Genomic DNA, 11595 nt, shown 5'->3' with positions numbered 1-11595 from the left:
TCAGCGCGGTGCGATCGCCAGCGGGGCACCGGTGAAGACGTCCAGCACCGGCCGGCTGCCCATCGGCGCCGCGAGGGTCACGGTGACCGGCTCCAGTTTCAGCAGGGCGATACATTCGCCGGTGGCCCGGGTGACACCGCCACCGACCACCACGACGTCCGGACGTTCCCACACCAACGGCGTGATCCCGGTGTCGCACGCGCCGACGCCGAGGCGCACGGTCAGCCGGGCGTCGTCGACGGCGGCCAGGTTCTGGGCCGCCACCAACCCGTCCGGCAGTGGCCGGGCCGGCGTGGTCGGCTCGGGGACGGGGGTGACCGCCGTCGGCGCGACGGCGAGCCGGACCACCGGGGTGGCCAGCTCCTTGATGGTGAACAGCCAGGCCGGGACCTGTGCCACGCCCCGGCTCGTGCGCACCGGCACGGCGCCGAACGTGACAGCGGTGACGGTGAGCGGAAGACAGGCGGTCTGCGTGCTGCTCGTGCTCCACCCGTCGGGCCCTGGTTCGACTGTGGGGCCGCCGGGGGTGGGACGCCCAGGCCGCTTTGGCCGCCCCGGGCAGGGCAGTGGGTCACCCTGGTCGAGCTGCCGGTACGCCTCGGCGGCGCTGACCAACGGCAGCGTCAGCCGCCCGTCCGGGAATTGAATCTCGCCGCCGACCCGGGTGGGCGGTATCCCGACCTGCGCGCGGTACCACCCGGCCCGGAAGGCCGCCTCGGTCTCGGGGGTGAAGCCCGGGTCACCGGTGAGCACTGTCGGCCCCTCCAACGGCACGTAGCCCGTGCGCCAGTCGGGGCCGGGCCGCCACGCCTCGGCGACCTGAGCGGCCCGCCGGTCGAACGCCTCCGCCCCGTGCGTCGGGCCGGGCGGGCCGTCGGCCGGGCCGGCGTCGGTCGCGGCACAGCCCGTCAGGAGCAGCAACGGGAGTACGAGCAGCAGGGCAGGCCGATTCATGTACGGTTCGACGCCTCCGCCGACCGGCCGGTTCCCGACCTGGGCTCAGGTCTCGCCACCCAGATCCGTCTGGTACGCCTCCCAGAGCAGGTCGGCGCCGCGCCGGCGATGCCGGGCCAACCGCCGCAGCAGGTGCCCGGCCCGGTGTCGCAGCTCATCGGGGTGCGACTCGGGCCGCTCAGCGATCTGCTGAACCGCCAGGATCGCGGCGACGATCGCCACGTGCTCCCGGGTCAGCAGCCGCACGCCGTGGTCCAGTCGCGGTGACTGGGTGAGCAACTCCCGGTAGAGGCCGGCGGGGCCTTCGGTGACCCGGACGTGCTCGGCGAAGCCCTGGCGCACCGGACGCAGCCGAAGGAGAACCTCTTCGCGCCAGCACGGCTCGGTGCTGGCGACGGCGACGGCCCGGCCGAGGGCGTGCACGTCACCGGCGAGGCCGGCCGGGCGCGGCGCGCCGGGTAGACCGCTGGAATGTGGATCGGCGGGGAGCCCCGCCGGATGCGCGACGCGCGGTCGGGCGACGAGTGACGGCTGCTGGACCGGACCGGTGACCATTGGCACCTCCCGCGCGGCGGCTCTGCTACCCCATACCGCGATGGTGAGGCCGCCCGGCCCGCCCTGTCCAGGGCCCTGAGCCGTCTCATCTGCCCCATTGGACCCACTCACCCCACCAGCCACGTTGGTGGCCCTGGAGCGCCGCACAGGCCTCCTGGGGACGTACGACCGCCTCAGTCGGTCGACGGAGGCTCTGCCAGCCGGCGCAGGTGGTCGGCCACGGCGCGCGCGTCGTCGGCCCGCTCGTCGCCCGGTCGGCCCGTCGTGATCGCCTCGGCCAGCGCCCGCAGCTCGGACGGCGGCAGGACGGGCAGCCCCATGCCGCGCAGTGGGATGGTGACCCCCCGGGCGCTCCCCGGATCGGTCGCGAGGATGGCCCGTACCTGCGGTTCGCCAGCCGGACCGTCGTCGACCGCCTCGCGGTACGACACCGCGCCGGACTCGATCCGGGCGGTGGCGAGGTCGACGGTGCGCGTGCGCAGCGCACCGCGTACCCGCGCCCGGCTGCCGTCCAGCCAGGCAGCCGTGCGGAGCACCCGCAGCACCAGGTAGAGGCCGAGCAGGACGAAGGGCAGGCCACACAGCCCGACGAGCGGGCTGGGACCGGACTGGTTCGGGTCGGCGGAGTCGCGTAGGCCGGGCGGCAGCAGCCCCGGTGGCAGGTCCCGAGCCTCCTCATAGGAGGCGAACGCGTCACCCGGGCCGGTCAGCCGACGCAACAGCCCGTCGGCGACGAGAGGCAGTGCCACGAACGCCGCGCCCACGGCCGTGAGCAGGACGCCGAACACCAACGCCACGACGCGCTGGCCGGGTGACGCGCCGACCGACAGGCGCAGCTCCTGGTTGGTCACAGGGGGCAGCGTAAGACCCCGCGAACAACGAAGCGCCCCGGCTGGTGGGCCGGGGCGCTTCGTTCGAGGTGGTGGAGGTGCCGGGAATCGAACCCGGGTCCTTCGCCGGTTTGTCAGGGCTTCTCCGAGCGCAGCTCGCTGTGCCTCTACTCGGCCCCACCGCTCACGCGAGCAAGTTGGTGTGACGGGCCCAGTCGCTGATTAATCTCGCCGCACGGACCCCGCGACCGGGTCCGATTGGCCAGCCTCCTAGCTGATGCCGGCTACTGGGACGAAGGCGTTCCCAGGCCGACAGACTTAGCTACTCGCCTCAGGCGGCGAGAGCGAAGTCAGCGCGATTTTGCTTGGCGCTTATAAGTTTCCGACGACCGATTCTCGAGACGACGTCGGCTTCCTCGGCTCGCTTCCCCTGTCGCTGCGTACGAAGTCGAAACCAGTCACCCCCTCGACAGGCCGCCGATGTGGCGGCACTGACAAGACTAACGCCTGCCGCAACCGGTTTCATCCCGAGCCCCGGGCCGGCACGCCGACCCGGACAAACAGGATGAATTAGTCGTCCATTCCCTTGCCGCGCCGACCGGACACCCGGGCGATCTCCCGGTCCGCGTCCCGCTTGGCGAGGTCCTGACGCTTGTCGTACGACTTCTTGCCCTTGGCCAGGGCGATCTCGACCTTGGCCCAGCCGTCCGAGAAGTAGACCTGCAACGGGACGATGGTGTAACCGCCCTCGCGGGTCTTGCCGAGGAGCTTGTCGATCTCGGCCCGGTTGAGCAGCAGCTTGCGGGTACGCCGGGGCTCATGGTTGGTCCAGGTGCCCTGGGTGTACTCCGGGATGTGCATCGAGTGCAGATAGAGCTCGCCGTCACGTTCCTGCGCGAACGCGTCGACAAGCGACGCTCGCCCGGCCCGCAGCGACTTCACCTCGGTGCCGGTCAACGCCATGCCCGCCTCGTACGTGTCGAGGACGGCATAGTCGTGGCGCGCCTTCTTGTTGGAGGCGACCACCTTGCGCCCCTTTTCCCGTGGCATCGGTGCCACCCCCTCTCCTGGCGTCCGCGGCCGGGCTCACCCCGGCCGGACAACCGATCATGCTACCCGAATCACAAGGACCCTCCCGCGCCGTTTATTTCCGGCTGCGGGAGGGTCCTCGGGAGACGACGGGACGACCCGTACGGTGCCTAGACCCGCAGGTAGAAGCGCAGGGTGATCCAGGCGGTGCCCGCGCTGACCAGACCACCGACGCCGGCCATCAGCGGGAAGATGAACAGGATGTCGCCCCAGGTGATCGGCGAGAGCAGACCCTGCAACGCGCTCAACGACCCGTCGAAGAGCAGATACTTCGCCGCGACCAGGGCCACCAGACCGAGCAGTGAACCGATCAGGCCGGCCACCACGGCCTCCAGCACGAACGGCGCCTGGATGAACCAGTTGGACGCGCCGACCAGCTTCATGACCGCAACCTCACGCCGCTTGCTGTACGCGGCCACCTGAATGGTGTTCGCGACCAGCAGCAGGGCGGCGACCGCCATCACGATGGCGGCGGCCAGAGCGATGTTCTGGATCGCGGTGAGGATGTTGAAGATCTTGTCGAGCAGTCGACTCTGGTCGACGATCTCCTCGACACCCTCAGTGTCCTTGTACTGGTCGTAGACGTTCTTGTACTGCTCCGGGTTGTTCAGTGTGAGCCGGAACGACTCGGGCAGCTGGTCCGGCTTGACCGCGTTCACCAGGTCCGGCGCGTCCTGGTACATCGACTTGAAGCGCTCGTACGCCTGGGCCTTGTCGACGTAGATGACCTCCTTGACCAGGGGGTCGCCGTCGAGCTTGGTCTGCAGGTCGGTGCGCTGCTGCTCGCTAACCTCCTGCTCCATGAAGATCGAGACCTGGATGTTCTTGTAGTAGAGGTCCTTCATGTCGTCGACCTGGCGGTACATGAGACCGCTGGCGCCGAGCATGGTCAGCGAGACCGCCATCGTGATGATCATCGCGATGGACATGGTCACGTTGCGCCACAGTCCGACCAGTACCTCGGACAGGACGTATTTCACGCGCATCGGGATTTCCTCCGGGTCTCCGGCATGAGGTGTTCGTCGTCAGGCTGCGCAGGGGTGGAGCGCCGGCTCACCCGTAGACGCCGCGGGCCTGGTCACGCACGATGCGACCGCTCTCAATCTCAACGACGCGGCGGCGCATCTGGTTCACGATGTTGGAGTCGTGGGTGACCATCACGACGGTCGTGCCGGTGCGATTGATCCGGTCCAGCAGGCGCATGATCTCAATCGAGGTGTCCGGGTCCAGGTTTCCGGTGGGCTCGTCCGCCAGCAGGATCAGCGGACGGTTCACGAACGCCCGGGCGACGGCGACCCGCTGCTGCTCACCACCGGAGAGCTCGTGCGGGTAGCGGTGCTCCTTGCCACCGAGCCCGACCAGCTCCAGCACCTCCGGCACGACCCGGCGGGCAACCGCCTTCGTCTTGCCGATCACCTCGAGGGCGAACGCCACGTTCTCGTAGGCGGTGCGGTTGGGCAGCAGCCGGAAGTCCTGGAAGACGCAGCCGATCGAGCGCCGGAAGTGAGGTCGCTTCCAGGAACGCATCGACGTGACGTCCTTGCCGTTGACGACGACGCGCCCCTTGTTGGGGGCCACCTCGTGCAGCAGCATTTTGATGATCGTGGACTTGCCGGAGCCGGATGGACCGATGAAGAAGACGAACTCGCCCTTCTCGATCGAGACGGACACGTTGTCGAGCGAAGGCCGGGACGCCTTCGGGTACGTCTTCGTCACTTGCTCAAGCTGAATCACGGGTGGTGAGTCTACGCGGTGTAACAACTGAGCCAAGCCCCACGCCCCGCCGATCCGGCACGAGTCGTCGAATCAGGCTTCTACCTGGAGATCGATGACGCGCTCCGCCCGCGCGCCGTCACGCACCGTCGCCAGCGAGCTGACGCTGCTTGCGCCAACGGATGCCGGCCTCGATGAAATCGTCGAGGTCGCCGTCGAAGACCCCGCTCGGATTGCCGGTCTCCTGCTCGGTTCGGAGATCCTTCACCATCTGATACGGGTGCAGGACGTAGGAGCGCATCTGGTCGCCCCACGAGCTCGTGCCGCCGCTCTTGAGGCCGGCCATCTTCTCTTCCTCCTCCTGGCGCTTGCGCTCCAGGAGCCGGGCCTGGAGCACCCGCAGCGCGGAGGCCTTGTTCTGCAACTGGGACTTCTCGTTCTGGCAGGTCACCACGATGCCGGTCGGGATGTGCGTCAGGCGCACCGCCGAGTCTGTGGTGTTGACGCTCTGCCCACCCGGCCCCGAGGAGCGGTAGACGTCGACCCGAACCTCGTTCTCCGGGATGTCGATGTGGTCGGTCTGCTCGGTGACCGGCAGAACCTCCACACCCGCGAAGCTGGTCTGCCGACGACCCTGGTTGTCGAACGGGCTGATCCGGACCAACCGGTGCGTGCCCGACTCGACGCTGAGCGTGCCGTACGCGTACGGCACCTTGACCGCGAAGGTGGCCGACTTCAGGCCCGCCTCCTCGGCGTACGAGGTCTCGTAGACCTCGGTCGGGTAGCCGTGCCGCTCCGCCCAGCGCAGGTACATCCGCAGCAGCATCTCGGCGAAGTCCGCGGCGTCCACGCCACCCGCGCCGGCCCGGATGGCGACCAGCGCCTCCCGGGAGTCGTACTCGCCGGAGAGCAGGGTGCGGACCTCCATCTCCTGGATGGCCTTGGTCAGCCCGGTGATCTCCGACTCGACCTCGGTCAGCACACCCGGGTCGGCCTCGGCCTCGGCCAGCTCCAGCAGCACCTGGGCGTCGTCGAGCCCGGAACGCAGGCTGCCCAGCTTGCTGATCTCGCCGTTGACGTACGACAGCTGCGAGGTCACCTGCTGGGCCTTGGCCTGGTCGTCCCACAGGTCGGGGGCGGAGGCCTCCTGCTCCAGGCGGGCCTTGTCCTCGTGGAGCCGGTCGAGGTTGAGGACGGCCTCGATGTTTCGCAGGGTCGCGTCGAGTTCCTTGAGCTGTTCGGCGTAATCGGCAGCGGTCACGACAGACAAGCGTACTGTGCCGGGAGCGGAGCAGCTCGTTCCCTATGCGCGAACCCGCTGACCGTCACCCGACGGGGGCGGACTTCAACCACGACAGGGCCGCCCGGTGGTAGGCGACGGCGAACTCCAGCGCGCTGGCGTCGTACGTCTCGCCGTCCCGTTTGGCGTTCTTCACCTGCTCCCGGACCTGGGCAAGGGCCTCGGTGTGGTATTCGTTGGCCGAGGCGTACAGGCCCTTCAGCTGGCTGGCGGAGTGCAGGTTGCCGAAAGCCATCCGGAGAGCTATCGGGTTGCGGATGGTGTCCCGCCCCGGGTTCTCCGCGAGCCAGCGGGAAAACGTCCGTTTTCCGCTGGCGGTAAGTGCGTAGGGCTGGCTCATCCGCGGGCCCGGCTTGCCGAGCCGCACGAAACCCCGCTCAGCCAGCACCGGCAACTCGCGGTACACCTGACTGCGGGTCATCGACCAGTACGGCGCCAGACGGCGCTCAGCGGCGGCCATCAACTGACCGCCTGTCATCGGGCCCTCGTGGAGGAGGCCGAGCAGGGCCGCCGCCGTAGGGTTGACTCCGGAATCCGCCATGCCCACTACGCTGCCACTTTGCGCACCCGGCGTCCAGGATTTGCCGGTTTGCCACCCAACAGGACTTCCTAAGTGCACTGTCGGCGGCAGACTGTCCGTTGAGGACTATCGATGGATTGCCACATTCCGGGCGTCCGCCGGCGGCGTCGCACGCGCGCCGCCGGCGGGTCATCGCCGGTCAGCCCATGTGGGGGTACGTGTGGTCGGTCGGCGGCACGAAGGTCTCCTTGATCGTCCGCGGGGAGATCCAACGGACCAGGTTCAGCCAGGAGCCGGCCTTGTCGTTGGTGCCGCTGGCGCGGGCGCCACCGAAGGGCTGCTGCCCGACCACCGCGCCGGTCGGCTTGTCGTTGATGTAGAAGTTGCCGGCCGCGTACCGCATGCGCTCGCCGACCGACTCGACGACCCGACGGTCCGTGGCGAACACCGAGCCGGTCAGCGCGTACGGGGCGATCGACTCCGCCTGCGCGACCACCTCGTCGAACCGGGCGTCGTCGAACACGTGCACGCCCAGGATCGGCCCGAAGTACTCGGTGGTGAAGGTCTCGTGAGCGGCGTCGCCGCACTCGAAGAGCGTCGGTCGCACGAAGTAGCCGACCGAGTCATCGGCGGTGCCACCGGCCAGCACCCGGCAGCTGTCGTCACCGGCGATCAGCTCCAGGGCAGCGGTGTGCCGGGAGAACGCCTTGTCGTCGATCACCGCACCGCCGAAGTTGCCGAAGTCGGCCACGTCACCGTAGGTCAGCGAGTCGGTGGTGGCGGCCAGCCGGTCCCGCAGCCCACCCTCCCAGATCGAGCGCGGCACGTACGCCCGCGAGGCCGCCGAGCACTTCTGGCCCTGGTACTCGTACGCGCCACGGATCAGCGCGGTGTGCAGCGCGTCCACGTCGGCGCTGGTGTGCGCGACGACGAAGTCCTTGCCGCCGGTCTCGCCAACCAGGCGCGGGTAGCCCCGGTAACGGGAGATGTTGTCGCCCACGGTCCGCCACAACTGCTGGAAGACCTTCGTCGAACCGGTGAAGTGGATGCCGGCCAGATCCGGGTCGGCGAGCACGACGTCGGAGACCTCCTCGCCCCGGCCGGTGACCATGTTGATCACGCCGGGCGGCAGGCCGGCGGCCTCGAACAGCCGCATGGTGAAGTGCGCGGCGAACTGCTGGGTCGGGCCCGGCTTCCAGACCACCGTGTTGCCCAGCAGGGCAGGCGCCGACGGCAGGTTGCCGGCGATGGCGGTGAAGTTGAACGGGGTGACCGCGTAGACGAAGCCCTCCAGCGGGCGGTGGTCGAAGCGGTTCCAGACGCCGGGCGAGGACGCCGGCTGCTCCTCGAGCAGGCGACGCGCGAAGTGCACGTTGAACCGCAGGAAGTCGATGAACTCGCACGCCGCGTCGATCTCCGCCTGGATCGCGGTCTTCGACTGACCGAGCATGGTGGCGGCGTTGAGCGTGTCCCGCCAGGGACCGGCGAGCAGTTCGGCGGCGCGCAGGAAGATCGCGGCGCGCTCCTCGAAGGGCAGCGCCCGCCACATCGGCGCGGCGTCCTTGGCCGCCTTGGTCGCGGCGCGCGCGTCGTCGTGGGTGGCGTGCGCGGTCACCCCCAGCACGTGGGCGTGCTTGTGCGGCTGCACCACGTTGATCGGGTCACCGCCGGCCATCCGCTGCTCACCGCCGATGGTCATCGGCAGGTCGATGCGCTCGGCGGCGAGCTCGGTCAGCCGCCGCTGGAGCCGGTCCCGGTCGGGGCTGCCCGGCTCGTAGTTGCGAACCGGCTCGTTGCGCGGCTCGGGAACGGAGAACACGGCATCCATCAAGGCTCCTGGCGATCTCGACAGCAGTGGCGAAACCGGACCCGCGGGCACCGACCGGATGGCCGGACACCGGACGCCGCACCGGAGGCCGGGCAGCGGCGGGACCTCCCCTGATTCTCCCACGACGGGCCGCGCGACCCACCTCCGCCACCGCCCCGCGCCAAGGACCGGCCTACCCTTCCTCCCCTTACCGACCGGTCTCGATCCGTCCCGCTGTCCCGGGGCGACAGGCAGCCCAGCGGGCCCGCGTACCCTGAATGGTCGGTGACCTGCCGCCTCGAAGGGGAGACGATGACCAAGCAGCCCGGCCGCGTCCCGGCCGCTGAGTCGGACGAGCCGGCGGTCGACGCGGCCAGCGCCGGCAGTCGTCCGCTGCCCGCGCGCGGCGCCGCAGTGCTCGCGCTACTGGCGCTCGGTTGGCTGGCCGCCATGCTCTGGTCCACCCGGGAGGCCATCACCTCGGCCGCGGCCGGGGTCACCGCGATCAGCCTCTCCGCGTTCGCCCTGCCCGGCGTGATCTCGGCCGCGCTGGTGGCCGGGGCGGCCGTCGCGCTGGCCGGTGGCAACCTGCTGGCCCGCCGGTACGGCGACTGGGCCACCCTGCGCTTCGCCGGGGCGATCGGCGGCGGAATGCTGGTCGGGCTCGCTGCCGCCGTGGCCATCAACCTCACCTACTTCGACACGTCCACCACCAACGTGATCGCCGGCACCACGGCGGCCGCGGCGATCATCGGGGGCGCGCTGGCCGGCGCGCGGACCGCCCCGGCGGTCGGTGCCGTGGTCACCGCCGCGCTGGGCACGTTGATCTTCGTTGTCGCGTTCAGCCGCGCCCGGGACCCGCTGTTCGACCTCTTCGGCTCCGGCGACAGCCAGGAATCGTTGATCAACGCAGCCAAGTGGGTGTCCCGTACCGAATCGCTCGTCGCCGGGCTGCTCGCCGGGCTTCTGGCCTTCGGCTACCTGACCTGGGCACGGCGTCGAGCCGTCCGCCGCGATCCTGAGGCCCCGGCGCTGCGCTGGCCGGCGTACCTGCTCGCCGGCGCCGGGCCGGGGCTCCTCCTGCTGCTCGCCGAGGTGATCATCAGGGTTGGCGGCCGGTCGCTGCTCGACCTTGCCAGCGCGCTCAGTGAGGCGGACGCGGTGGCGCAGACCTCGCTGGGCACCTCCCGGGTGGACAACGGCATCTGGGTGCTCTTCGTGGGGGCGCTGACCGCGCTCATCGCGTTCGGCCGCACGCTCAGCCCGGCCCCCAGCGACGACGACGAACCGGCCCACGGCCCGAACCCCGTCGCGGACCAGGTCGACCCGGCGGACGACAAGCCGGGCTACGCCAAGGCGTTCGACGCGGACCCGGCCGAGACGTTCGACGCAGCTGAGACGTCCGAAGCGGACCCGGCGAAGGCGGACCCCGCTCGCTGATGCCTCACCGGGGCCGGCGTTCGGCGCAGGTGGCCGGCGCAGGCGGGCGTGCCCGGTGCGGCGGCCGGGGCCGCGTTCGGCGCAGGCGGGCGAACCCGGTGTCCGGCTGGTGTCGGGGCGCTGCCCGGCTCAGTCGGTCGCGCTCAGCAGCTGGTCCATCTCCGTCACGTCGTACCACTCCAGCTCGTGATCCTCGGCGCCGTCGACGGTGAACTGGGCGTCCGGGTCACCAGCCGCCGCCTCTGCCACCACGTCGGCCGCCGCGCCGACCTCCTCGGCCGCGTCCGTGCCGTCCACGTGGATGGCCGCGACGGCTCCCACCGGCACGGCGTCGGTCAACGTCACAGTGCTGGAGCCCAGCTCACCGTCGCCACGCCCGATCACTGCCGACGGCAGGTCGACCGAGATGACGACGCGACGGCGGGGAGCGCTCGGATCGGCCCGGAGCAGGTGCAGGGCGTCCTGGGCAGCCCGGGTGAAGGCGACGTACTCCAACTCCTCCTCGTCACCCTCGGCGTACCACTCGCGCAGCGCCGGAGTGACGGCGTGCGCCTGGTCGACGTCCAGCCCCTCCGCACGCAGCCGGGCCAGCATCGGTACGGTCGCCGGCACGTACACCCGGACAAGCTCGTCGGTCACCGGTCGTCTCCCCGCGTCGTCCTCCACCGGCGGCCGCCGGCACGGGCGCAGATCATGCCGCACGCCGTGACCGTCATACACCCCGCCTCCGGCCGGAGGAAGTTCCCAGCCGGTGTGTCCCGCGTGGTTGGTTCGCCACCGACCTGGTCCGGTGCTGGGCGGCGGGGGCTGTCGGTGGCAAACTGAGCCAAACGACATCAACCCCGGGAGTTTCTGTGGAGCCGAGGTTCCTGCTGCTCTCCGACGTGGCCGCCGAGCTCAACGTGTCGGACTCGCAGGTCTACCACATGGTGCGCAGCGGCGAACTACCGGCGATCAAGATCGGCGGACGCGGCCAGTGGCGCGTCGAGCGCGCTCGACTGGAGGAGTACATAGCGCGCAAATACGACGAGACGGCAGACTGGGTGCAGAGCAACCCTCTGATCGACCGCGACCCCGAGTAGTAGAAGCCCGACCCGTTCTCCAGCCTGACCCGCCTGCGCCGCTCAGCCTGCGCCGCTCAGCCTGCGCCGCTCAGCCTGCGCCGCTCAGCCTGCGCCGCTCAGCCCTGCGCCGCTCAGCCTGCGCCGCTCAGCCCGGCCCACCTGCCCGGCCCGTCCGCCCGCCTGCCCGGCCCGCGAACACGCCCTCTCCGACGGGCCGGACCGCTTCTCGGCCTGGCAGAACGCGGCGGTGGTGGCCGGCGCCGAGCGGTACTACCGGGCGATGGTGGCCGGCGGGCCGGACTCGTGGAACATCCGCGACACCC

General features: G+C 70.4%; 12 protein-coding genes, 1 other RNA gene and 1 pseudogene. 3 read left to right on the top strand and 11 right to left on the bottom strand.

Translation table 11 applies throughout. The features are described 5' to 3' along the window. The 10 genes from GUI43_RS10430 to pruA all read right to left on the bottom strand — a co-directional run bounded on the left by GUI43_RS10430 (position 1) and on the right by pruA (position 8789). The gene (locus GUI43_RS10430) at positions 1 to 954 is read right to left on the bottom strand and encodes a hypothetical protein (RefSeq protein ID WP_112698678.1); all 954 of its coding nucleotides are present in this window, start codon (positions 952 to 954) and stop codon (positions 1 to 3) included. Positions 955 to 999: 45 nt separating this feature from the next. Continuing rightward, positions 1000 to 1509 (bottom strand): hypothetical protein, encoded by a 510-nt coding sequence (locus GUI43_RS10425; protein ID WP_112582374.1) that lies wholly within the window; start codon positions 1507 to 1509, stop codon positions 1000 to 1002. A gap of 173 nt (positions 1510 to 1682) precedes the next feature. Next, positions 1683 to 2360, bottom strand: a complete 678-nt coding sequence (locus tag GUI43_RS10420; RefSeq protein WP_112698677.1) for a hypothetical protein — start codon at positions 2358 to 2360, stop codon at positions 1683 to 1685. A 69-nt stretch (positions 2361 to 2429) separates the two neighbouring features. Then, positions 2430 to 2805, bottom strand: a transfer-messenger RNA (tmRNA) gene (gene ssrA / locus GUI43_RS10415). Between the two features lie 104 nt (positions 2806 to 2909). Next, positions 2910 to 3389, bottom strand: a complete 480-nt coding sequence (gene smpB, locus GUI43_RS10410) for an SsrA-binding protein SmpB (protein WP_112582503.1) — start codon at positions 3387 to 3389, stop codon at positions 2910 to 2912. Between the two features lie 149 nt (positions 3390 to 3538). Then, on the bottom strand, positions 3539 to 4414 hold the full coding sequence (gene ftsX / locus GUI43_RS10405; protein WP_112582377.1) for a permease-like cell division protein FtsX: 876 nt from the start codon (positions 4412 to 4414) through the stop codon (positions 3539 to 3541). A gap of 67 nt (positions 4415 to 4481) precedes the next feature. Further along, complete coding sequence (ftsE, locus tag GUI43_RS10400) at positions 4482 to 5162, bottom strand: cell division ATP-binding protein FtsE (RefSeq protein ID WP_030331491.1); 681 nt, start codon at positions 5160 to 5162, stop codon at positions 4482 to 4484. Between the two features lie 118 nt (positions 5163 to 5280). Beyond that, positions 5281 to 6402, bottom strand: a complete 1122-nt coding sequence (gene prfB / locus GUI43_RS10395) for a peptide chain release factor 2 (RefSeq protein WP_091393964.1) — start codon at positions 6400 to 6402, stop codon at positions 5281 to 5283. A gap of 64 nt (positions 6403 to 6466) precedes the next feature. Next, positions 6467 to 6982 carry a PadR family transcriptional regulator gene (locus tag GUI43_RS10390; protein ID WP_091393967.1) on the bottom strand — a complete coding sequence of 172 codons (516 nt, stop codon included), beginning with the start codon at positions 6980 to 6982 and terminating at the stop codon, positions 6467 to 6469. A gap of 178 nt (positions 6983 to 7160) precedes the next feature. Continuing rightward, positions 7161 to 8789: an L-glutamate gamma-semialdehyde dehydrogenase gene (gene pruA / locus GUI43_RS10385; RefSeq protein ID WP_112601859.1), complete on the bottom strand. Its 1629-nt coding sequence runs from the start codon at positions 8787 to 8789 to the stop codon at positions 7161 to 7163. A gap of 291 nt (positions 8790 to 9080) precedes the next feature. Here pruA and GUI43_RS10380 point away from each other — a divergent pair, with 291 nt between their 5' ends. Continuing rightward, positions 9081 to 10208 carry a hypothetical protein gene (locus tag GUI43_RS10380; protein ID WP_249037710.1) on the top strand — a complete coding sequence of 376 codons (1128 nt, stop codon included), beginning with the start codon at positions 9081 to 9083 and terminating at the stop codon, positions 10206 to 10208. Between the two features lie 129 nt (positions 10209 to 10337). On the opposite strand, the gene GUI43_RS10375 is transcribed toward GUI43_RS10380, so the two are convergent. Continuing rightward, on the bottom strand, positions 10338 to 10847 hold the full coding sequence (locus GUI43_RS10375; protein WP_112582380.1) for a DUF6912 family protein: 510 nt from the start codon (positions 10845 to 10847) through the stop codon (positions 10338 to 10340). A 215-nt stretch (positions 10848 to 11062) separates the two neighbouring features. On the opposite strand from GUI43_RS10375, the gene GUI43_RS10370 reads away from it, so the two are divergent. Together GUI43_RS10370 and GUI43_RS10365 are read left to right on the top strand one after the other, a co-directional pair. Next, positions 11063 to 11290: a helix-turn-helix domain-containing protein gene (locus GUI43_RS10370; protein ID WP_112582381.1), complete on the top strand. Its 228-nt coding sequence runs from the start codon at positions 11063 to 11065 to the stop codon at positions 11288 to 11290. Positions 11291 to 11462: 172 nt separating this feature from the next. Next, positions 11463 to 11595: pseudogene (locus tag GUI43_RS10365) on the top strand (erythromycin esterase family protein); the annotation flags it as partial.

Origin of the sequence: Micromonospora noduli, assembly GCF_003264365.1 — a bacterium.
GTDB lineage: Bacteria > Actinomycetota > Actinomycetes > Mycobacteriales > Micromonosporaceae > Micromonospora > Micromonospora noduli.
Note: the sequence above shows the minus strand (reverse complement) of the source record. Positions and strands in the feature narration are given on the sequence as shown.